Origin of the sequence: Halofilum ochraceum, from assembly GCF_001614315.2 — a bacterium.
In the GTDB taxonomy this organism is placed as follows: domain Bacteria; phylum Pseudomonadota; class Gammaproteobacteria; order XJ16; family Halofilaceae; genus Halofilum; species Halofilum ochraceum.
In genome coordinates this window covers 1-22,037 of record NZ_LVEG02000020.1, presented here as the reverse complement: position 1 = coordinate 22,037, position 22,037 = coordinate 1, and the positions used below count along the sequence as shown (strand labels likewise).

Below are 22,037 nucleotides of genomic sequence, written 5' to 3'. Positions count from 1 at the left end.
AATGCATGTGGTCATGCTTGTGAACAACTCCTGCGTGAACGACAGTCGTGTGATCAAGTCGGCGGAGGCGTTGGTGCATGTAGGCCATGAGGTCACCGTCGTGTGTCGTCAGTTCGGTGATCTTCCCGTACGTGAGGAGCGTAACGGTGTGCAGTACCATCGGGTAGAGCCGGTACCACTGGACTGGCCAACCCTGAAAAGCAGAGTGCGCACAGCCGTTATTGGTCGATCCCGTTTGGGCGGAGTCGGCAGCGTGCGAGTCCAGGCGCCTGATAAAACTCAAGCGACGACGCCTTCAGCCGCCGACTCCCAAAACAATGGTGAAACAGACGGTTTGGCCCGAAGCGCGGGCAAAACCACCGTTCCCGCGTCCGAGGTCACAAGTTCTCATGACACGCGTCGTTCACCTGTGTCCGGAAACGACTCCGGAGAGAACTCGCCAAAACCAGCGGGAGTTTCTTGGCGTTGTGCCACACGAAATCTGCCGCCCCCTGTAAAACGGCTAGCCCAAAAACTATTACGTGGGGTTAAACGTATCGTTCGCGGCGCAATACGCATCGCCAAGAAAACCTTGAGCAAGGTCAAGCGCCTTGGCAAGCGGATCATGGCGACGATGTACTGGTTCTCAGAGACGGACGAATTCGGAACGGCAGCTCGTCGACACATCGCGGAACTCAGACCGGACGCTGTGCATGCACACGATCTCACCACGCTGCCTGCCGGTGGCCGAGCCGCGGCGGATGTCGGTGGGTGGTTGGTGTATGACTCGCACGAACTGGAAATGCACCGGAACTCCAGCTATCCGTGGTTCGTTTGGCTTCGGCGGCGCATACTCGAACGCAAATACATCCGCCGAGCCGATGCGGTCGTCACGGTATCGGAAAGCATAGCGGATCATCTGCGAACCGACTACGGCATACCACGACCCGCCGTCGTCATGAATGCCCCGCTGTTCGACGCGAATATCACTCCGGGAACAACTGTGCGGCAGGATATCGGGTTGGGACCAGACGACAAACTGTGCGTCTATGTCGGCAACGTCACCGTCAACCGGGGGCTGGACCTGGTCGTGCGCGCACTCGCTACGATGCCCGATCTCCACTTTGCAACCGTTGGGCCACGCCGGCTGGCGACCGAAACCGAGTTGGTTGCACTGGCGATCGAGCTTGGTGTTCGGGATAGGCTGCACTTGATCGATCCGGTGGCACCGAATGAAGTCGTTGGCTACATCGGTACCGCCGACGTGAGTGTGTTGCCAATCCAGAATGTCTGTCTCAGTTACTACTACTGTATGCCCAATAAATTGCTCGAAAGCGTCTTTGCGGGCGTACCTGTCGCAGTTTCTGATCTTCTGGAGATGCGGCGATTCGTTGACGCGAACGCCTGTGGTGTAGTGATGGACGAGACGGACCCCGAAGCGATCGGGCGAGCTATCCACCAGGCGATTACCGCGCGGGCAAGGTACATTCTGTCGCCGGAGCGCCGAGTCGAACTCGCCGAGCAATACGGGTGGCCTGCACAGGCGGCACATCTGCAGGCATTGTACAGCAGATTTTGCACCGCTATGCCTCCAAAGTCCCTGGCCGATGAGTCCCGATAAATGGCGATCCTCGAGGAATACAGCCGATACCTCGAGCATTTCGGAGAGACCGTCCCCCTGCGGGAGCTCCACGAGCAACCCGAGGCGCGAGGGCTCTGCGGACTCCGTCATGACGTGGACTATGACATCGACGTGGCGCTCGAAATGGCGTACTGGGAGCACCAGGCGGGCGCTCGGGCCACGTACTTTCTGCTACCGACCGCCCCGTACTGGACGGATGAGCGATTGGCCGAAAAGTGCCTGCAACTGCAGGACTACGGTCACGAGATTGGGCTGCATGTAAACGCGATGGCCCAATGGGCGGGCGGAGAGATCGAAGATCCCGCGCAAACCATCGCCGAGCAGCTCCAGAAGCTTCGTGAATCTGGGGTTCCCGTTACGGGGATCGCGGCTCACGGGGATCGCCGTTGTTATGAACACAGCGTCAGCAATTACTGGTGTTTCAGCGAACTTAAACCATACGATACGTTCGCGAATGAAGATGGTCGAACCGCCGAAGGTCCTTATGAGTCCGACCATAATCGCCGGCGCCTGCACTACCCGGCGAGTCACGAAGCGCTGCGGCCAGACGGTTGTCGATATCCATTATGGTCGATTCCGATGGCCAAGTTCGGTATCGACTACCATGCTTGGCACCTGGAGTTTGACCGGTATTTCAGCGATAGCGGAGGGGACTGGACACGGAGTCCCGATCCACTTTCGTATGCACGCGGACAGGAGCGTTGGCAGGTACTAATCCACCCGATCCACTGGCGCGGTCCCCCCAGACTCTATTTTTTCCTTTCACCAGCCCGCTCTGGATCCAAATGGCTGAGCGAGGTACTGCAGCAAGCAACTCCGCTGGAAGCGCGCCACGAGTACATCCTGAATCAGGAATACCATAACGGGGACGCTGCCCAGAAGGCGACCGCCGCCGCGCGAATGCTTGAGGAAGAGCCCGAACGTGTCGAAACCCTCTTGGGTGATGCCTGGGAAGAAATCAGCCAGATCTCGAAAGACTACGCCGAAGTCAATGTCTACCTTCCCTCATTCATAAACGACCTGAAGCGATTCTTTCCTGCAGCAACGTATGTTCACCTGCGCCGAAATCCTGCGAACGTAGTCCGATCACTTATGCAGCGCGACTGGTATGACACACCGGAGGATCATGCACATCCCCGACTGCGACACGAGAACGTCGCCGCGATGACGCGTCTCGAAAGGGTGTGCGAGTATGTCGCCGAAGTGAATGAGCGTTTGATTGTCACGTGTAACTCCCATATCTCGCTCGAAAAAATGGCTTCAGGACCGGACGCTCTCGAAACGGAGCTGCAGAAACTCGGCATTCCGTACCATCAGCGCCTCGGCGCGGACCTGATCGGCCGCACCGTGAATGCGTCAAAATCGAATGACTTCCCCAGCTACCCGGACTGGACGATCGAACAGAAACGCCAATTTGCGAAAATTGGCGGTGGAGTCAATGTGCGCCTGGGCTATGGCGAAGTCAGGCCACGCATCGGGCAAGGGTGGAGACGTGCGGTCGATGTGTTTTGGGGGCGATTCTTAAACAAAATCAAACGAGCCCTCGGGAATAGGCCGAAGACAGGTCAATACCCTGAGAATATCCGGATAAATTCGGATCGACTCTATTGTGGGAACTGCGACGTATCCTTTGCGGCGGGTAAGATGGTTGTCGTACCGTATGGAGAGGGTCGTCATGCGTACGTGACGATCGGGGGGAGTCGCTGGAACGAGATGGCTACGACCAAGAACACCGCTTCCGGATGGCCGACGCCATATATGATGTATATACAAGGCGAACTCCGGAAGGAGGCGCCGCGCAATTCATGCGTGACAATCTGGGCATTGAGCTACGCGAAGGATGGAAAACAGATCTACAAACGACGGATTGGGGTACTGGATAAGAATCGAGAAAGCATCAAATTTGCTTTTGCGCCACATCCGTCAAGTCACCGTTTCGACGTCGCATTACATATTTCGAAGTCTGAGTCAGCGTCCAAGGTGGATTTAGGCGGCCTCGAACTCAGGTATAAATCCTATGGTTAATATGCTGCGCGCCTTACAGGGCGTGTAAAGCAAACGGAAGGTCGGAAAATTGCGTAATTTTCGCCCCTTGAATCTCCCTTGCTCGCGCGACCGGCGACTAGGCCTTTGTCTAGCGAACGTTAGCGCAGGAACCGACGGACATCCCTGCGACCAACACTGTGAATTAGAACGCTGAGCCAACGAGGATTCGCATGGCCTGTCGATTGGACTGAACGGTCGTATAAGGATTATATGGGTCCGTCGTTTTGACGGCGGGCTTCAGTCCAGTGTCCATTAGCGCTGCCGAATCCAATATGGTCCTGCTATGAGCGTACGTAGCGCGCACCAATAGCCCGTCGCCGGATCACTGATCCGGCGACACGCGTCTATCCCGATGTAGTTCGGTTGGGCCAGCTGGATTGAGTGGCCACGACTGTGACGAGACATATAGAGATCTGATGACATGACCCGAGACCCTGGTTCTCAAAACGACTATACAATGCAGAAAAAACGCGATGGTGCGATCCCGTTTGAATTCCTGCTGGATTTCTTTCGATTCCTGTACCGAAATCGAGATCTAATCGAGGTAATCACGTACGCGGACCTTTGCTGGCAAGGTGACGAGAATTACGAAGAACACTATATTGATGAGTGGAAAAGATGGAAAGAAGGGCTGAAGAGCGGGCGAATAGATCGAAGTAAGATTTACCTTCTTATCCAGCATGATGTTGATAACAATCCGGACCGCACTACAGCCGCGATAGAAGCCGAGCGGAGTTTTGGTCTGCGATCGAACGTCATGATATTCAATGAGGCGCTAGAGCGAGTCACGTTGGCGAAGCAGGGCATTGTTCGGAAAAAGCCTTATCCAATCTGCTATGAGACTCTTAAGCAGGCTGAACGCGAGGGGTTCGTGATTGGTTATCACTCGAACGCCGTCGAGAGAGCGGAATTTGATCTGGACAAAGCGCAAGAAATATTGCGATCGGATTATGCGCGCCTGAAGGAAGAGTTTAACATTGAATTCTTCTCACCTCATGGCGGCGTTCGTGGTGCTGACGGACAATCCAATGCCGCAATTGAGTTGCCACCTGATCTTCGAAGTAAGTTGAAATGGGTACACAATCGGCACACCGTCCGGGTCGACGGAGGTTATAGCGATGGTGGAATGAACGGTCAACGGGTCGACGTAGCGTCTAGGGACCCGAGGCGATTTATCGAAACGATGCGACCCGGTGGCCGTTATAGAATCCTTTTGCATCCGCAATATTATGCGACCCCTTACTCGGAGACGGCCCGGCTGGCGTCGGCGAAGTGGTACCAGGAAATAATTGCAATGTATGGTCGTGGAGAGTGGGGAGAAGCGGTCTGGCCGGACACGTTGGTGAGGAAGCCGCGTGGTGTTCGATCGAAAGGGAGAGGAACGTGGCTGAAGCGATTTGCAGACGTCGCATTGAGGAACAATCCAACAGTCGACAAGTATAAGCAGGCGTGCTCGCCGCCGGTGTTTATCGGCGGTGATGGCCGGTCCGGGACCACCCTGGCCTCGGTAATCCTTGATTCGCACTCCGAGATGGCGATCGGACCAGAGTTGCACTTTAATGGGAAAAAACTTCCCAATCTCGGTCCCTATATCATGAGATGCCTCGTCGCGCGATCCACAAAGGGGGGGAGTAGTGTCCGCCATGGCAGCAGGACAGATGATGAAGATGCGAAGCCGGGTATTCAATTTATTAACCGTTGTTCGCGAGCCGGTATTTCGCCGAACAGTTTGCGCGACATAATACGGCGCGTGTCTCAAGAGCGTAATTCGGATATCGAGTCCTTCGAGGATCGCTGCGCGCTAGTGGAGCGGTTGGGCCAGTATGCGGCGCGCGAGAGTCGCGCGAGTAGATGGGGCTTTAAAATTATGCGGGAGGTGAAGAACCTCACAAGATACGGCGGGATGTGGCCCGAAGCCTGTTACCTCCACGTAATTCGGGACGGTCGAGATGTCGCTGCTTCGCAACTGGCTGAACATGGTTCGTGGGGCTACCGCGATATAGAGGCGGCTGCAGAAGGATGGGTCGCATTGGTAGAGGGAGCTCGCTCGTCGAGTGCTGGCCTTAAGTATCGAGAAGTAAGGTACGAAGATATCGTCTCGTCGCCGCGGGAAACGTTGGGGCCGATCATGAATTGGCTCGGGGAAGGCTGGCAAGAGGCTCTCTTGTCCCACCAGGAAAATGAACACTCCGTAGTGTCTTCCAGTGTTGCCCACCCGAGTAAAGCGCAGGTGGCTCAACCGATTAATGGAACCTCGGTTGGACGATACAAAAGGGATCTTTCGCCGGAAGAAATCGCGAGATTCGACGCGATTGCGGGCGATTTACTCGTCAACCTTGGCTATGACCTCCATGAGCCTGCCGGAGAATGCTGACCCGGCGCCAGTATGCGGGCCAACGCTAAAACTATACGGGGGGCGCAGCACTCCCGTCCGAGTGTGATAGAAGTTGGAGCAGCCGCGCAGACGACCGTCGCTGCGTCGATTCATTGGATCCGCAGCGGGTCCGGGACAGATCCGTGGCTCTGGTCGGATCGAAATGGAGACGATTGATGCTGTTCCGGGACATGTAAGTGAGAGGGCATAAAGGGACATGAACGCGAAACCGATGAATGAGCAAGCCGAAGAAGGTAACGAAGTTCTCGTAGACTTCGCGCTTGATAATGCGATTTGCAGGACCAGCAGAAAGTGTTCGCGGATGGTAGGTAAATCGCGTGAGCGACTTGGCAATGGAAATTATATAAGTGGTAAGGAGGATGAACCGCCAAAGGTCGTTGCAGCCGTCCTCCGTCTGAGCGGGGTGACGCATGAGCAATATCGGGAAGCGGTACGAAAGAGATCAAAGGGTGAGTCACTACGGCAGGCGAAGAAAGCCGAGAAGTTCGGTATCCGTTGCGCGCCTTTTGATCGCCGTCTATTCGTTCCGGATATCCACGAAATCAATGAATCCAAGGCTGTCCGGAGTGGTGGTGCAATGCGCGATTCGTATCACAAGACGGTTGAGGAACTGGGGGGATGGCCTGATTCTTATCACCGTTGGAGTGAGCCGGCGTGCACGAAACACTATGACATCTGGTGGGGAGCGTTCGAATCGGTTGAAGGCTATTCCCAGGGGCGCGTGCAGACTGATGAAAAATTGGTCGCTTATATTGATCTCCGGCGATTAGGGAACTTCGCCTTGTACTCGCTGATTATCGGTCATGGCGATTATCTGAAAACCGGGGTCATGTACCGCTTGCATCTCGCGATTATGGAATGGTTATTGGATCCGAATAATCCGCATGCGACGGGATTGGACTACCTAGTGTACGCAGGATTTTACCAAGGCGGTGAAGGGCTGCAGCACTGGAAGCGTAAGTTTTTATTTGAGCCAGCTCGTATGTACGAAGTGGAACGCGATGAAAGCGACCAGCCAGATCCAAAATCGGAGACTGTTATCGAAAAAATAAGACGTGCCGGAAAAACATTTCTGGGTCGAGCATAGGAGAGGGCGAAGTGCGTGCGCGTATCAAGACGTATGCGGTTCTTGCGCGACGTGTGTTCTCCGATGGAATTTGGCAGCAGCGGAAGTGGTCGATCCCTGTTGTAGGACTGAGCATATGGGGGCTGGTGGCTCAGTTCAGTGCGCTGGGCGTGGCGGCGCATTACGTTGGTCGGGTGCAGTCGGGCGCAACACTTGTGCCGGGCGTGCAGGGATTGGACGCACTATCTCCGGTCGGGATCGGTTTGTCCGTGTTTATGATCCTGGGGCTTCTCGCTTCCGGAGCGTTAGCGGAGTTCTTGGCGAAAGTGCTTTCGGTAAAGGTTCGCCGTGGGTATGCAGAGTACTGCATCCGAAGAGTCCTACGGGCGCTGGAACGCGCATACGACGTGAGCCAGGTCAAGAAGTTGGACTTTGGCAACAGGAATGACGCGGACAGACTGCTATACAGATCGATAAAAGGGTATGCGACGACGAATGGGCGAGTTGTCTACGTATTCCTCGGAGCCGTATTGCCAGGTTTGATGCTGAGCGTGGGAGGAGTGATCCTGTTTGCGCTGGATCCTGTGGTCACAATGGCGTTGACCGTGGTAGGTGCGGTATCAGTAAAATTCCAGGGGCAAACGAGCATGAAAGCCGCAAAGATCAACGAGGTGTGGGAACGGAGCGAAGCAGGGGCGGCAAAGGCGTACCGAAACGCCGTAAAAGCGCGTGGTTCGAGGTCGGCAACGGAAGGAGACTCTCGGTCGACCTATAGTGATCCTCTGAAAAGTCCTGAAGTCGTGCGAAACCTTAATTCACGAGACGACCGGTTGAAGGTGATTGCCGAAAGCAGCCTAATAAGCGGAATCACGTTGATCGCTGCGGTTACGGTGCTTTTTGTGAGCTTGGCGTATCGCGTCGGAGGTGGGACTGTTGAGTGGGGCATGGTCATTTTGTACTTCCTCGTTTTGCAACGGACATTTTCGGGCCTCAAGGGTTTGATGGCGGCCATCACTAACATCAATAGGTTTTATAGCCAAGTATCGAGGTACTACAAGATTGTCGATACTCTGGAAGGCCAGCAGTCTTTACAGCCGTAGCGATCACTGTGCTGATTCCGTACGTACCCGACAAACGGGGTCGCCGGGGAACCCGATTATGGTAGGTCATGGCGGCGATTCTGTGTGTCTTCTTGATGGTTGGGAATGGCGTCTTTCGGCGCAATGTCTCGTCCAGCGTCTGTGTGCTCGTACTTCCGATTGAATAGATAGCCGTGCTGGCGGCAGGTACGTTTTTACAACTCTCCGAAGACGTCGAGGTCGTGCTGGATCCGGGGGGTGACCGGGTGCGCGTGCCAGGTTCGATTGGCTAGTGACGCGCCGAGCTCGAGCTGGTACGCGCTGATCTTTCCGCCGGTGCGTGTCCGGCGGCGTTGCCCCGCGCATGAGCGCGCGGATCACCATGTCCGGTTGAACTGCGAGCGTAACCGCGGTACCTCTCAACTACACGCCCTGTCGCGTCTTCTGGGGTGGCGAAAAACGGTGAGGCACCATCTCTAGTGCAGGTCCGGGTACTAGTATTTCCCGATTCGTTTGATGCGCTGCAACTGACGGGGCAGGAGGGTTAATGTCAATAGACTGGAGTTTAGAAAATGGGAAAGGAACAACAATCGGATTTCTACGATTCGAGGATGGATCGTGTATTGGTGCCTTATGAAGAATCACCATGGCGGCCGATATACGATACCGTTGTGGAGTTTCTCCATCAGTGGAACCCGGCCGGACCAATATTGGATGTGGGATGCGGAACGGGACGTTGCGCGGAGGCATTGCGTAGAGCCGGATTTGTAAATTATCAAGGTATTGATTTTTCCGGCGTTCGGATTAATGAAGCGCAAGACTACGTCCCATCGTTCACGTTTAAACAAATGGATGTGTTTTCGGCTGACGCGGAGCATCTATTTGCGGAGCATGGAACATTTATCATAACCGAAGTGTTAGAACATATTACGAAAGATCGGGAGCTTATCAGGCGGCTGCCTCGCGGGTCCAAGGTGATTATAAGCGTTCCAAATTATGACTCTGCGGGGCACGTTCGGACATTCTCGAGCGCGCGGGATATTGATGCGAGATACTCTGATCTTCTCGATTTCGACGCGGACCTTCTTAAAGAGATAAGCAGGCCGAAACGGCCTGAGCGACTGGTGTGGGTACGAGGAGCAGTGCGCCGATAGCGTGTGGTGGCCGTCGCGGAGGTATTGCGACAGATTGGCAGTGACGCAGGGTGGGTGTGTTTATTGAAACGATGACAATCGAATTATGATCGTGTGTTGCGAGTGTGCGGAACGACTGGTGAGAGGCGGCGAGTTAGGTCGGGCGATCTGGCCTAACGGCGGTACCGGATTTGCAAGTGTCATGATCAGTTCGGAGTCAGCGATCTTGATCAATCGGGTGATCCCGCGCTGTCTCGGGTAATCGGGTCTATGAAGGTATTGCGGTGAATATTTACGACGTCAGTGTTGGAGAGTCTAAATTCGTATGGTGGTCGATGATCGAACTCGATCAACGGTAGAGCAATTACAATCCTGAGCATGGCGGATGGGCCGGGGTTGGTGTCGGATACATAAGCAACTACTTTATTCGGAACCGAGTGTGGACAGGGAAACCAACGGCATTCTACATATAACGACGGTTCATCGACGCGATGATGCCCGTATCCGGGGCAAGGAGTTACGTGTGCTGACGCAGGCTTGGCCACGCCGGTGCATGCTCATGGTCGCGGATGGAGCGGGTTGTGTTGATCGCGAGTACGCAGGCTGTCGGAGTATCGATGTCGGTATCCTGCCAAGTGGTCGGTTCGGCCGATCAGTAGTTGGAGGTTGGCGTGTTGTTCAGCATGTTAGACGGCTTCGGCCGGTCGTCGTGCATTTCCACGATCCCGAGTTGATTCCGCCGTGCCTGATCCTGTCTCTGCTGGGGTACCGGGTGATTTATGATGTGCATGAGGACGTGCCCCGGCAGATTCTCGCGAAAGCCTGGTTGCCGCGGCCGCTGCGGCGGCCGGTGGGGTGGTTGTTCGCGGGGGTTGAGTGGGTGGCTGGGCGGGTGTTTACGGGGGTCGTTGCGGCGACGCCGCTGATTGCCCGAAGATTCCCCGCCGGCAAGATCGCGGTGGTGCAGAATTTCCCCATCCTGTCGGAACTGGCTCCGGCGGAGGCCATACCCTATGCCCGACGCCCGCCGGATTTCGTGTACGTCGGCGCAATTGAGGCCATCCGCGGGGCTCGGGAGATGGTTCGCGCGCTGGTTCACCTGCCCGAATCGGGAGGTGCCCGGCTGCAGCTCGCCGGTGCGATCCGACCGGACGCGCTGGAAGCGGAAATGCGGGCGGATGCCGCGTGGTCGCGGGTCGTTTTCCATGGGTGGGCTGGGCGGGCGAAGATCGCCGATCTGCTGGGCGGTGCCCGGGCGGGGTTGGTGGTGCTGCACCCGGAGGGTGGCTACCCGGATGCGTACCCTGTCAAGATGTTTGAGTACATGGCCTGCGGGCTCCCCGTGATCGCGTCGGATTTTCCCCTCTGGCGCCGGATTATCGACGAGGCGCGCTGCGGTCTGCTCGTGGATCCGCTCGATCCGAAGGCGATTGCGTCCGCGATGCAGTGGATACTCGATCACCCTGAAGAGGCCGAACGCATGGGCGAGCGTGGACGGGCGGCAGTCGAAGAGCGCTACAACTGGGGGCATGAGGGGGAGAAGCTGCTGGATTTCTACCGTCGGTTGTTGTCCATGGACGGAACTTGCCGGGAACTGTAACCGCTTGTTGACTCCGAACCGGATCGCAAATCGAGAAAGGACGTTGCGTGCGTAGTAACCCGACCGTCTGGCTGGTCCATCAAGAAGCGACTACGCCGGAAACCGGGAACGGCGGGCGCGTGTACTATTACGCGCGGGAGCTGGCGCGGCGCGGGTGTTCCGTCTATCTGGTCGCCGCCAGCTGGCATCATCTCATGAGCGCCCCGCCAGATCTCCCGAACGAGGGCGTGGTCCATAAAAAAGAAATCGAAAGCAATCTGCGGGTTGCCTGGATCCGCATGCGGAGTTATGGGAACGCTCACAGCAGGCTCCGCATCCTGAGTTGGTTTCTCTTCGGATGGCGGCTGCGGCGTAATGCCGCGGCGATTTCGGAAACGCCTGATGTGATTATTGCTTCCAGCCCCCCTTTGATCGGCGTCGGCACGGCACAAGCGTTGGCGCGGCGATTTGGTGCGAAATCAATACTCGATATCCGCGATATCTGGCCGGTTACGCTGGAAAAGATCGGCTCGATATCACACCACAATCCGCTCGTTATGATGATGCGCCATCTGGAGCGGAAGGCATACGACAACGCTGATCATATCACCTCGAATCTGGAGCACGCCCGGCGGCATCTGGAGGCGTTTGGGGTCGATAGTGATCGATTTACATGGCTGCCCAATGGGGTTCCTGTTGAGGATGTTGCCGGTGGTGAGAATGCAAGCAATGAACCTGTCAGGGACGTTGGACCGTCCGCGTTTGTAGTCGGGTACGCGGGGACGATTGGTCTCTCGAACGCGCTCGAGTATCTGTTAGATGCCGCGAGCCTGCTGGAGGTTGAATCCAGCGTACAGTTTATCCTGTATGGGGACGGCAAAGACCGGCAGCGCCTTGAAAGAATCGTTGAAGAACGAGGGATTACGAATGTCCGGTTTAAAGGGGTGATCGAGAAACGACACGTCATGGAAGCGCTCCAGGGGTGTGATGCACTCTACCTTGGATGGGCCGATAGTAGTCTGTACGACTTCGGTATCGGGGCGAGCAAGATTTCGGAGTATCTACTTTCGGGCCGTCCGATATTGCACTCGTTTTCGGGAAGGGGCGATCCGATTGCCCGGTGTGCTGCGGGAGTCACGGTCCCTGCTGGCGATCCGGCGGCAATTGCCGAGGGTGTTCGGCGGCTGCAGGCGATGGATCCGGCACATCGCCGCGAAATGGGCGCTAGGGGGCGCCAGTATGCCCTTCAGAAACTCGATTATCGTGTTTTGGGGGCCGAGTTGTTCAACGTGATTGAGAGGTTCCGGGCGCGCGACGAGTAAGGTTCGGTGTTTGAGTAGGGGCCCTCGCGGTTGTGCTTGAGCGTTGGCAATCGACTCCAGGTGAGCGCGCGGGTTGGGCGACGGCACCTGGCGACGGTTGTGGCCTGTGGAGAGGAGGCGTGGCAGCGGGGCCGTCGGCGTCGAAGCGGGTCCACGCGTGTGACGGAGTGCTGTGACCCGCTACCCCTCCGGTGGTAATATTCGCACGCAATGTCGCGCTCATAGCGGGCCGAGTCCCGTGAGAGGGAACACCGGTATCCCCTGCCGCGAATCGCCACCTACGCTACTACCACAAGTGGAGATCGCTCGGACGCGATGAACGAGTTGCTGCTGCTGTTCCCGGTCGCCTTCGGGCTTACGCTGTTCCTGAACCGTCGCCTTTGGGGGCCGGCCCGTCGTATCGGCATCGTGGACGTGCCCGGCGGGCGCAAGGAGCATGAAAACCACACGCCTTTGATTGGTGGGGTGGGCATTTTTGCGGGCTTCGCGTTCTGTTCGGTGCTGGTCAGTTTCGATCTGTCCTCCTACCGCGCACTGTACGCCGGGATGGGCGTACTCCTGATTGTCGGCCTTCTGGATGACCTCCACGATCTCGGGGCCACCGAGAAGGTGATCGTACAAACCTTTGCGGCAAGTCTGCTGATCTGGGGCGGTGGGCTCGTGATCGCCGATCTCGGCCTGTTCCCCGGCTTGGGCCTGTTCGAACTGGGTTGGCTCGCGGTGCCGTTCACGATCGTGTGCGTGGTCGGTCTGATCAACGCCGTGAATATGCTCGACGGGCTCGATGGGCTGGCCGGATCGGTCGTCCTCGTGATGCTGTTCTGGCTGAGTGTAATCGGGCTGGAGGCGGCTGAATTCTCCGCGCTGGCTTTGCCCGTGCTGCTGGCGAGCGCCCTGGCGGGGTTCCTCGTGCTGAATTTCCCGGTGCCGTGGCGGCGCGGCGCCACCGTGTTCATGGGGGATTCCGGCAGCACCATGCTGGGCTTCGCGCTGGCCTGGTTTGCGATCGATCTCGTGTTCGAGCAGGGGATTAATGTGCCGCCGGTCACTATCGCCTGGATTATGGCCTTGCCAGTGTGCGATACGGTCTCCCTGATGTTGCGGCGGGGCCTGAAGGGCCAGAACCCGATGACCGCCGACCGCGAGCATCTGCACCACATTTTCCTGCGTGCCGGTTTCTCTCCCCGTACCACCGTCTGTATCGCGGTCGTTATCACGTTCTCCCTTGGCGGCATCGGGGTGCTTGGCTGGCGCCTTGGGGTGCCGGAGTGGGCCATGTGGCTGCCGCTCCTTGCCGTATTTGCGCTGCACTGGTTTGTGGTCCGCCACGCCTGGCGAACGATGCGGCTGCTGCGTCGGGCGACTGCATCCGAGCCTATGGAGAAGACGGGGTAGGGAAGGACTCCGTGCGGCGGTGTCGTGTGGCGGACGCTCTGCCGTCGCGGGATCGCCGCGCTCCCCTCGCTCGCTCGCGATGACGGGTTGGTTGCGTTCGACCGCGATGCACCGAGGGCCGCGTAGGCCGGCTTGCGACCGTAGGGAGCCAGCCGGCGGTGTCTGCACGGATTCCCGCGCGCGTCTGCCGGCTGTCGCCCTCGGCGAAAGCCGGCCCACGGTTACGTGTCTCGCCCCGGCGCTCTGGTATCATTCCCGCTTTGCGAACCGACTCGACGGACGAGGCCATGGGCACCAAAGTCTACGTGCAGACGCAGGGCTGCCAGATGAACGAGTACGACTCGGCGAAGATGTTCGACGTCCTCGCCGATTCGGAGGGCGCCGAGCGGGTGGATGACCCGGCTGCGGCCGATCTCCTGCTGCTCAATACCTGCTCCATCCGCGAGAAGGCGCAGGAGAAGGTGTTCTCGCAGCTGGGCCAGTGGCGCCGATTCAAGCAGGAGAACCCGCACGCCATGATCGGCGTCGGCGGCTGCGTGGCGAGCCAAGAGGGCGAGGCTCTGGCGAAGCGGGCGCCGTTCGTGGACCTCGTGTTCGGCCCGCAGACCCTGCACCGCCTGCCGGAGATGCTCGCCTCGGCCCGCGCCGGCGACGGCCCGGTGGTGGATACCAGCTTCCCCGAGATCGAAAAGTTCGACCGCCTGCCCGAGCCTCGTGCCGAGGGGCCGACGGCGTTCGTGTCGATCATGGAGGGCTGCTCCAAGTACTGCACCTTCTGTGTGGTGCCCTACACGCGCGGCGAGGAGATCAGTCGCCCGTTTGACGACGTCATCGCCGAGGTCGTCGGGCTGGCGGAGCAGGGCGTGCGCGAGGTCACGCTGCTGGGGCAGAACGTGAACGCCTACCGCGGCTGGATGGAAGACGGCACGGTCGCCGATCTGGGCCTGCTGATCCGCTACGTGGCCGTGATCGACGGCATCGAGCGCATCCGCTTTACCACCTCGCACCCGGTCGAGTTCTCCGACGAGCTGATCGAGGCCTACCGCGACGTGCCCGAACTCGCGGACTTCCTGCACCTGCCCGTGCAGAGCGGCTCGGATCGCATGCTCGCCGCCATGAAGCGCGGTCACACGCGCATCGAGTACAAGTCCAAGATCCGCAAGCTGCGCGAGGCGCGGCCCGGGATCAGCCTGTCGTCCGACTTCATCATCGGCTTCCCCGGCGAGACCGAGAAGGATTTCGAGGACACCATGAAGCTGATCGAGGAGGTCGGTTTCGACCAGTCGTTCTCCTTCATCTACAGCCGCCGCCCGGGGACGCCCGCCTCGAACTTCCCGGACGACACGCCGATGGAAGACAAGAAGGCCCGGCTCGCGAAGCTCCAGGCCCGGATCGAGGAGAATGCCCGCGCGATCAGCGAGGCGATGGTCGGCAGCACGCAGCGGATCCTGGTCGAGGGCCCGGCCAAACGCGGCGAGGGCGAGCTCAAGGGGCGCACCGAGAACAACCGCGTGGTCAACTTCCCCGGCCATGAACGGCTGATCGGCGCCTTCGTCGACGTGCGCATCACCGAGGCCCGTCCGCACTCCCTGCGCGGTGAGTTCATCGATATCAACGACCGCACCCTGATGGACCGGCGTAGCCCAGAACCGGCGTGAGCGGTGGGGCTGCGGTCGTTTCGTCGATGCCCCCGCTGCAAGCCGGGTGTGGCCAATCCGGAGATCGTTGCGCGCGGTGGCACCTTTATCGCGAGCAAGCTCGCTCCTACAGGGTTCGGTACACCGCTGTGGTTGTTGTGCCTGTAGGAGCGAGCTTGCTCGCGATCGGGCAGTGCGTTACGGCATTGTCCGGCGATCAGCCCCGTAGTTTGGGTTGACGAAGGAAAACCAACGCGTCGAGTTGTACAGTCGGTAGGGGCGCGACTCGCCTCGGTGTTGGGTATCGCTTCGCTCAACCCAACCTACGCCGGTCCGCCGCCTTACTCCTCTTCCTCGTCCTTCGCCGGCACCTGCATCGGCAATTCCGCCTTCTTCCACCCCTCGAAACCGCCCTGGATCGACACTACATTGGTGTAACCGAGTTGCTTGAGGGTCTGCGCGGCGAGGGCGGCGCGGCCGCCGCCCATGCAGTAGACGCAGATCGGGGTGTCCCGGGACTTCAGCGCCTCGTGGTCGCTGGCCTTGAATTCGAGAAAGCCGCGCGGGATGTGCGTGGCGTCCGGGATATGGCCTTCGGCGAGTTCCTCGGCCTCGCGCACATCGAGCGCTATGGCGCCGGCCTCGACGCGCTGTTGGGCCTGTTCCGGGCTGACCTCGGTGATCTGTTTGCGGGCGGCGTCGACGAGTTCCTTCGGTGTTGGGGCCATGGCTGTTCTCCCGTGCGCTGGCACGTGATGGGGGTTGGACAGACCCCCGATCCTGCCAAAACCGGGCGCCGCTGGCGAGGCGGGCGTGGGCTCCAGCCCGCCGCGCCGGGCGCCTCGGCCGGGCGGGGCAACGGGATGATGGCACCCCCGGCGGTGATAGTGGACAATGGGGCCGAATCGATAACAGGAGCGCGGGCCGCGCAGACGGCCGGGAGTTGAACGGGATTGAGCCAGCCTGAAACGTCGCTGTATCCGGAGCCGACCACCCTCGAAGTGGTCCTGACCCCGGAGAGTAACGATCGGCTCGCGAACCTTTGCGGCCAGTTCGACGAGAACATCCGGCAGATCGAGCGCCGGCTGAATGTCGAAATCCATAATCGTGGCAACCGATTCCGCGTCGTGGCGCCGCCCGAGTCGGGCGAGGCCGCCATCGAGGTCCTGAAAGCCCTCTACAGCGCCACCGCGCGCGAGCACGTCTCGCCCGAGCGCGTGCACCTGGAGTTGCAGGATTCCGCCATGGACGCGCGCGCCCCGGACGCCGAGCGCGACGACGTCTCCGACGACGTGATCCTGCGCCGCGGCACGGTCGAGGCGCGCGGGCCGCACCAGGTCGATTACCTGCAGAGCATCAACGCCCACGACCTGACCTTCGGCATCGGCCCGGCCGGTACCGGCAAGACGTACTTGGCCGTGGCGAGCGCGGTCGCCGCGCTGGAGGCCGAGCGCGTGCGCCGCCTCGTGCTCGTACGCCCCGCGGTCGAGGCCGGCGAACGCCTCGGCTTCCTGCCGGGCGACCTGGCCCAGAAGGTGGACCCGTACCTGCGTCCGATTTTCGACGCCCTGTACGAACTCATGGGCGTCGAGCGCACCAACAAACTGATCGAGCGCAATATCATCGAGGTCGCGCCGCTGGCCTACATGCGCGGGCGCACCCTCAACCACGCGTTCGTCATCATGGACGAAGCGCAGAACACCACCATCGAGCAGATGAAGATGTTCCTCACCCGTATCGGCTTCGGCTCCACGGCCGTCGTCACGGGTGACATCACGCAGACCGACCTGCCGGCGAAGCAGGTTTCCGGGCTGCGGCACGTGCTCGACGTGCTGGACGGAGTGGAGGGCATCGCCTTTATCCACTTCGATTCACGCGATGTGGTTCGCCACCCGCTCGTACAGCGTATAGTGGACGCGTACGCCCGCATGGAAAACGAGTCCGAAGAATAGCCCCGCATGGACAGCCCGATCGAAATACAGAACGCCGCCGACGCGGACGACGTCCCCGAACCTCCGCGACTCGGCGCCTGGGCCGAGGCGGCACTCGCCGCCATCGAGCGCCCGGGCGTGGCCATTACCGTACGCATCGTCGACGCCGAGGAAGGGCGCGCGCTCAACCGCGACTTCCGTGGCCGCGACTACGCGACCAACGTCCTGTCGTTCCCGTTCCCCGAACTGCCGCCCGAGGCCATGGCCGAGCTCGGCGGGCCGTACATCGGCGATCTCGCGATCTGCGCCGAGGTCGTCACCCGCGAAGCGGGCGAGCAGGGCAAGAGCCTGGACGCCCACTGGGCGCATCTGATCGTGCACGGCGTACTGCACCTAGTAGGCTACGATCACCAGGACGACGACGAGGCCGAGCGCATGGAAACGCGCGAGCGCGCGATCCTCGCGGACCTCGGCTTCCCCGATCCGTACGCCGGCGAGCCGAATTCCACCGACCCGAATCCCACTGACTTCGAAACGAGCTGAACCAACCGATGGGTATCCTGATGGCCGACGACCTCCCCGAGTCTTCTTCCAGCGAAGGCCGATCGCTGCTTTCGCGCCTGGCCAAGGCCCTGGGCGGAGAGCCGCGCGACCGCGATGAACTCCTGACGCTGCTGCGTCAGGCCCAGCGGCGCGAACTGTTCGGCCACGATGCGCTGGCCATGATCGAGGGCGTGTTCCAGGTCGCCGATATGCAGGCGCGCGACATCATGATCCCGCGCTCGCGCATGGTCGTGGTCGAGGCGGATGCCGCCCTCGACGACATGCTCCCGGACATCATCGAATCCGGGCACTCGCGCTTCCCCGTGATCGACGACAACCGCGACGAAGTCGTCGGCGTGCTGCTCGCGAAGGACATCCTGCGCTACTTCCCCGAGGACCAGCGCAGCCGCTTCGACCTGCGCGATATCCTCCGCAGCGCCGCCTTCGTGCCCGAAAGCAAGCGCCTCAACACGCTGCTGCAGGAGTTCCGCACCAGCCGCAATCACATGGCCATCGTGGTCGACGAGTACGGTGGTACCGCCGGGCTGATCACCATCGAGGACGTCCTCGAGCAGATCGTCGGCAACATCGACGACGAACACGATTCCGAGGACGAAAGCCCCATCCACGAACACGGCCCGGGGCGGTACACCGTCGACGCCCTCACGCCGATCGACGAATTCAACGCGCACTTCGGCACCGATTACAGCGACGACGACTTCGATACCATCGGTGGCCTCGTCATCAACCAGATCGGCCACGTGCCCAACACCGGCGAAACCGCCACCATCGACCGCTTCTGGTTCCGCATCCTCGACGCCGACTCAAGACGCATCCGCCAGCTCCAGGTCGTCTGGCTCGACCAGGCCACCGGCGATACCGCCGAAGCCGACAAGACGCACTGAGCCAGGGCGGTTGCAACGCCGCGCGCATTCGCCTTCGGCGAAGACGCGCCTACGGCGAGCGGGCATCCGAACGCGCGCATCTTGCCCACACGTTGCGCACCTCGGCGTAGGCCGGCTTGCGACCGAAGGGAGCCAGCCGGCGCACAAGGTCAAGGCCTCGCGAAAGCGCATGCCGGCTGTTGCCTCCGGCAAAAGCCGGCCTACGATTCCTCAGCCCTTCGCCCTTCGCCCTTCGCCCTTCGCCCGTGGCCCTTCACCCCCCAGGCCGATACACCGCCAACAACACCGCCGCCGCGACGAACAGCAACCCGAGCACCCGATTCGCCATCGCCAGATGCCTTGGCTCGCGCCAGAAGCGCGCGAGCTGCGCCGCCAGGCCCGTGTAACCCGCCATCACCACGATATCCACCCCGATCATCGTGGCCGCCAGCACCAGATACTGCGGCGCCAGCGCCATCGACGGATCAATGAACTGCGGCAACACCGCGAGCATGAACACCGTCGCTTTCGGATTGCTCGCGTTCACCAGGAATCCGCGCAACACCATCGCGCCACCGCTCTGCGCCATCGCCCGGGAATCGGCCAATCCCTCGAGGCGCGCCCCGGCACGCCACTGCCGGATCCCCAGCCACGCCAGATACACCACGCCACCCCAGCGCACGAGCTCGAACGCGAGCGGCGAGGCCGCGATCGCTGCCCCCACGCCGATCCCCACCACCACGATCTGCAGCGTCAGACCGAACTGCTGCCCGATCGCCGTCACCAGCCCACGCGGCATACCGTTGCGCAGACCACTGGTCATCGACGCGACCGCGCCAGCGCCGGGAGAGACGCTGATCGCCCCGCAGGCGACCAGAAAGGCAAACCACAGATCGAGACTCATAAAAGCAAACGGGATCCGAAGGAGGCGCGATTGTAGCGTCCCCGGTTCATGGCGTCCCTCCGGCCGCAAGCCGCCCGAGCCTCCGGGCGTGCCCCGGCCCGTAGGCGCGTTTTCGCGAAGCGAACGCGCGCATCCCGTCCGGGGATTACACATCCCCACGTAGGCCGGCTTTTGCCGAAGGCAACAGCCGGATTCACCGGCGGTCCGACGTGTCGTGGGCGACCGGAGGCGTCTCACAGCGAATCGACCAACCACGCGCGCATTCGCCTGTCGGCGAAGACGCGCCTACGAATGGCAACCGGCATCAACGGCCCCGGCCCGTAGGCGCGTTTTCGCGAAGCGAACGCGCGCATCCCGTGACCGGGATCAAACATCCCCACGTAGGCCGGCTTTTGCCGAAGGCAACAGCCGGCATGCCCGTGTACGGCGCCTTGTGTGGTGCGACACGATCGCCGGCTGGCTCCCTTCGGTCGCAAGCCGACCTACGTGAACCGCCTCCCTCGGGGATGGATGAAACTCGACCGTTCACCACGAACAAGTGACACGGAGCCTCGATTTAGCCGATCATTCGCGGAACCGGTGGCCCTGGGCAGCCGGCACAAGAATATTCTGACAATCTCCATCTGCGGAATCCCTCCATGGCGGCACGTGCGGCACTCTACCGACGCCAGCGCCTGCGCGCGGCGCTCACCGGCACACGCGCACGCGATCTCCTCGCGCTGGCGGCCGGGGCCGCGCTCGCGTTCGCTTTCGCCCCCTGGGGGGTCTGGCCCCTCGCCATCGCGAGCCCGGCCATACTCTTCATCCTGTGGCTGGACTGCACGCGCCGCCGCGCCGCCTGGCGTGGCTGGCTGTTTGGCGTCGGCGTCTGGGGCGCCGGCGTCTACTGGATCTACCACAGCCTGCATCTCTTCGGCGCCGCCGTGGCACCGCTCGCCGGCGCGCTCACCGTCGGCTTCATCCTCGCGCTGGCGCTTATTCCGGCGGCGCTCGGCGCGCTCGTCGTCGGGCGCGACGCCGAACGCCGCGGCGCCGCCTGGTTCCTGCTCGTGCTGCCGGGCGCCTGGGTACTCATCGAGTGGGTCCGCAGCTGGCTGCTGACCGGCTTCCCCTGGCTGCTGCTCGGCACCAGCCAGACCGACAGCTGGCTGGCCGGTTATGCCCCCGTCTTCGGCGTCTACGGCATGAGTTTGGCCGTGGCCCTCAGCGCCGGTGCGCTGGCATACGCCTGGCGCGGCAGCTGGCACGGGCGCACGCTCGCGCTCGTGGTCGCCGTCGGCATCTGGGGTACGGGCGCGGTGCTGTCCGGCACGCACTGGTCACGGGCCGGCGGGCAGCCGTTCGACGCCGCGCTCATCCAGGGCAACATCGAGCAGGAGCAGAAGTTCAATACCCAGGAAAAGGCGCTTACCCGCTACGAAGACCTCACGCGCGAGGTCGCCCACCGGGCCGAACTCGTGATCTGGCCCGAGACCGCCGTGCCCACGTTCTACCGGCGCGTCGCCGACCGCCTGAACGAGTTCGGGAAGGCCATGGAGACCGAGAACACGCGCGTCGTCACCGGCGTGTTCACCCTCGATCCCGAGACCCGGCGCTACTACAACGCCGTCCGCCCGCTCGGCATCAACCGCATGGCCTACCGCAAGCAGCGGCTGGTGCCATTCGGCGAGTACATGCCGCTGCGCAGTTACCTGGAATTCCTCGAACGGTATATCCAGATCCCGATGTCGGACATCGCCCCGGGCGTGCCCGGCCAGGCGCCGCTGGAAGTCGGCGCCAATCGCCTCGGCGCGTCCGTGTGTTACGAAGCCGCCTACCCGGGCGTGATCCGGCGCATGGCGGTCGATGCCAACGTGCTCGTCAACGTCAGCAACGACGGCTGGTTCGGCGACTCCACCGCGCCCCACCAGCACCTGCAGATCGCCCGGCTGCGGAGCATGGAAACGGCCCGCCCGATGCTGCGCGCCACCAACACCGGCATCACCGCCATCATCGACCACCAGGGCGAGGTCATCAGCCGCGGCCCGCAATTCGAAGTCGCCGTCGTCGAAGCCCGCATCGACCCCCGCGCCGGCCTAACACCCTACGTCCAGATGGGCGACATCCCGGCCCTTGGCGCCGCGGCGGCGTTGGCGTTTCTGCCGTACCTCATCGGTGCGTGGCGGCGGAGAACAGGCACGGCGTAAAAAAGGGCATGTAGGCCGGCTCTTGCCGAAGGCAACAGCCGGCCTCAACAGCGGTTCGATGCGTCCTGAACGATCGGAGGCGCCTCACAGCGCATCGACCAACCATGCGCGCATTCGCCTGTCGGCGAAGACGCGCCTACGAAATGCATCCGGCAGCAACGCCCTGGACCCGTAGGCGCGTTTTCGCGAAGCGAACGCGCGCATCCCGTCACCGGCACCGCACATCCCGACGTAGGCCGGCTTTTGCCGAAGGCAACAGCCGGCTTAAAGAGGGGGGATGTCTCGTGAGCGACCGGAGACGCCGTCGCCGGCTGGC

General features: G+C 61.0%; 16 protein-coding genes. 14 read left to right on the top strand and 2 right to left on the bottom strand.

What is annotated here, in order from left to right:
• Position 1: 1 nt before the first annotated feature.
• The 10 genes from A0W70_RS17205 to miaB all read left to right on the top strand — a co-directional run bounded on the left by A0W70_RS17205 (position 2) and on the right by miaB (position 15,294).
• Positions 2-1,600 carry a glycosyltransferase family 4 protein gene (locus A0W70_RS17205; RefSeq protein WP_245675901.1) on the top strand — a complete coding sequence of 533 codons (1,599 nt, stop codon included), beginning with the start codon at positions 2-4 and terminating at the stop codon, positions 1,598-1,600.
• Positions 1,601-3,646 carry a sulfotransferase gene (locus A0W70_RS15115; protein WP_067563820.1) on the top strand — a complete coding sequence of 682 codons (2,046 nt, stop codon included), beginning with the start codon at positions 1,601-1,603 and terminating at the stop codon, positions 3,644-3,646.
• Positions 3,647-4,124: 478 nt separating this feature from the next.
• Entirely contained in the window at positions 4,125-6,041 is a 1,917-nt protein-coding gene (locus A0W70_RS16505; protein ID WP_075109892.1) for a sulfotransferase family protein, read from the top strand.
• A gap of 217 nt (positions 6,042-6,258) precedes the next feature.
• The gene (locus tag A0W70_RS16840; RefSeq protein ID WP_139150897.1) at positions 6,259-7,149 is read left to right on the top strand and encodes a hypothetical protein; all 891 of its coding nucleotides are present in this window, start codon (positions 6,259-6,261) and stop codon (positions 7,147-7,149) included.
• Between the two features lie 11 nt (positions 7,150-7,160).
• Positions 7,161-8,228 carry an ABC transporter ATP-binding protein gene (locus A0W70_RS15110; protein ID WP_067563817.1) on the top strand — a complete coding sequence of 356 codons (1,068 nt, stop codon included), beginning with the start codon at positions 7,161-7,163 and terminating at the stop codon, positions 8,226-8,228.
• Positions 8,229-8,779: 551 nt separating this feature from the next.
• Positions 8,780-9,361, top strand: a complete 582-nt coding sequence (locus A0W70_RS16500) for a class I SAM-dependent methyltransferase (protein ID WP_075109891.1) — start codon at positions 8,780-8,782, stop codon at positions 9,359-9,361.
• A 364-nt stretch (positions 9,362-9,725) separates the two neighbouring features.
• Complete coding sequence (locus A0W70_RS15105; RefSeq protein ID WP_083331057.1) at positions 9,726-10,940, top strand: glycosyltransferase; 1,215 nt, start codon at positions 9,726-9,728, stop codon at positions 10,938-10,940.
• 47 nt (positions 10,941-10,987) lie between these two features.
• Positions 10,988-12,241, top strand: a complete 1,254-nt coding sequence (locus A0W70_RS15100) for a glycosyltransferase family 4 protein (RefSeq protein ID WP_070989944.1) — start codon at positions 10,988-10,990, stop codon at positions 12,239-12,241.
• Between the two features lie 324 nt (positions 12,242-12,565).
• A complete protein-coding gene (locus tag A0W70_RS15095; protein WP_175443135.1) occupies positions 12,566-13,636 on the top strand; it encodes an MraY family glycosyltransferase in 1,071 nt (356 codons plus the stop codon).
• 287 nt (positions 13,637-13,923) lie between these two features.
• Positions 13,924-15,294, top strand: coding sequence for a tRNA (N6-isopentenyl adenosine(37)-C2)-methylthiotransferase MiaB (gene miaB / locus A0W70_RS15090; RefSeq protein WP_067563809.1), 1,371 nt, complete (start codon positions 13,924-13,926; stop codon positions 15,292-15,294).
• Between the two features lie 320 nt (positions 15,295-15,614).
• On the opposite strand, the gene A0W70_RS15085 is transcribed toward miaB, so the two are convergent.
• Positions 15,615-16,001, bottom strand: a complete 387-nt coding sequence (locus tag A0W70_RS15085) for a rhodanese-like domain-containing protein (RefSeq protein ID WP_067563804.1) — start codon at positions 15,999-16,001, stop codon at positions 15,615-15,617.
• Positions 16,002-16,247: 246 nt separating this feature from the next.
• Between A0W70_RS15085 and A0W70_RS15080 the strand changes: the two genes are divergently transcribed.
• From A0W70_RS15080 to A0W70_RS15070, 3 genes are read left to right on the top strand one after another with little or no spacing between them, the layout of a single operon-like run.
• Complete coding sequence (locus A0W70_RS15080) at positions 16,248-17,225, top strand: PhoH family protein (protein ID WP_139150899.1); 978 nt, start codon at positions 16,248-16,250, stop codon at positions 17,223-17,225.
• Between the two features lie 6 nt (positions 17,226-17,231).
• On the top strand, positions 17,232-17,747 hold the full coding sequence (gene ybeY / locus A0W70_RS15075; protein ID WP_067563796.1) for an rRNA maturation RNase YbeY: 516 nt from the start codon (positions 17,232-17,234) through the stop codon (positions 17,745-17,747).
• An 8-nt stretch (positions 17,748-17,755) separates the two neighbouring features.
• Positions 17,756-18,652 carry a CorC family transporter gene (locus A0W70_RS15070; RefSeq protein WP_245675899.1) on the top strand — a complete coding sequence of 299 codons (897 nt, stop codon included), beginning with the start codon at positions 17,756-17,758 and terminating at the stop codon, positions 18,650-18,652.
• A gap of 253 nt (positions 18,653-18,905) precedes the next feature.
• Here the strand turns inward: A0W70_RS15070 and A0W70_RS15065 are convergent, their stop codons facing one another.
• Positions 18,906-19,535 (bottom strand): LysE family transporter, encoded by a 630-nt coding sequence (locus tag A0W70_RS15065; RefSeq protein ID WP_067563793.1) that lies wholly within the window; start codon positions 19,533-19,535, stop codon positions 18,906-18,908.
• Between the two features lie 638 nt (positions 19,536-20,173).
• On the opposite strand from A0W70_RS15065, the gene lnt reads away from it, so the two are divergent.
• On the top strand, positions 20,174-21,721 hold the full coding sequence (gene lnt, locus A0W70_RS15060; protein ID WP_067563789.1) for an apolipoprotein N-acyltransferase: 1,548 nt from the start codon (positions 20,174-20,176) through the stop codon (positions 21,719-21,721).
• Positions 21,722-22,037 lie beyond the last annotated feature (316 nt).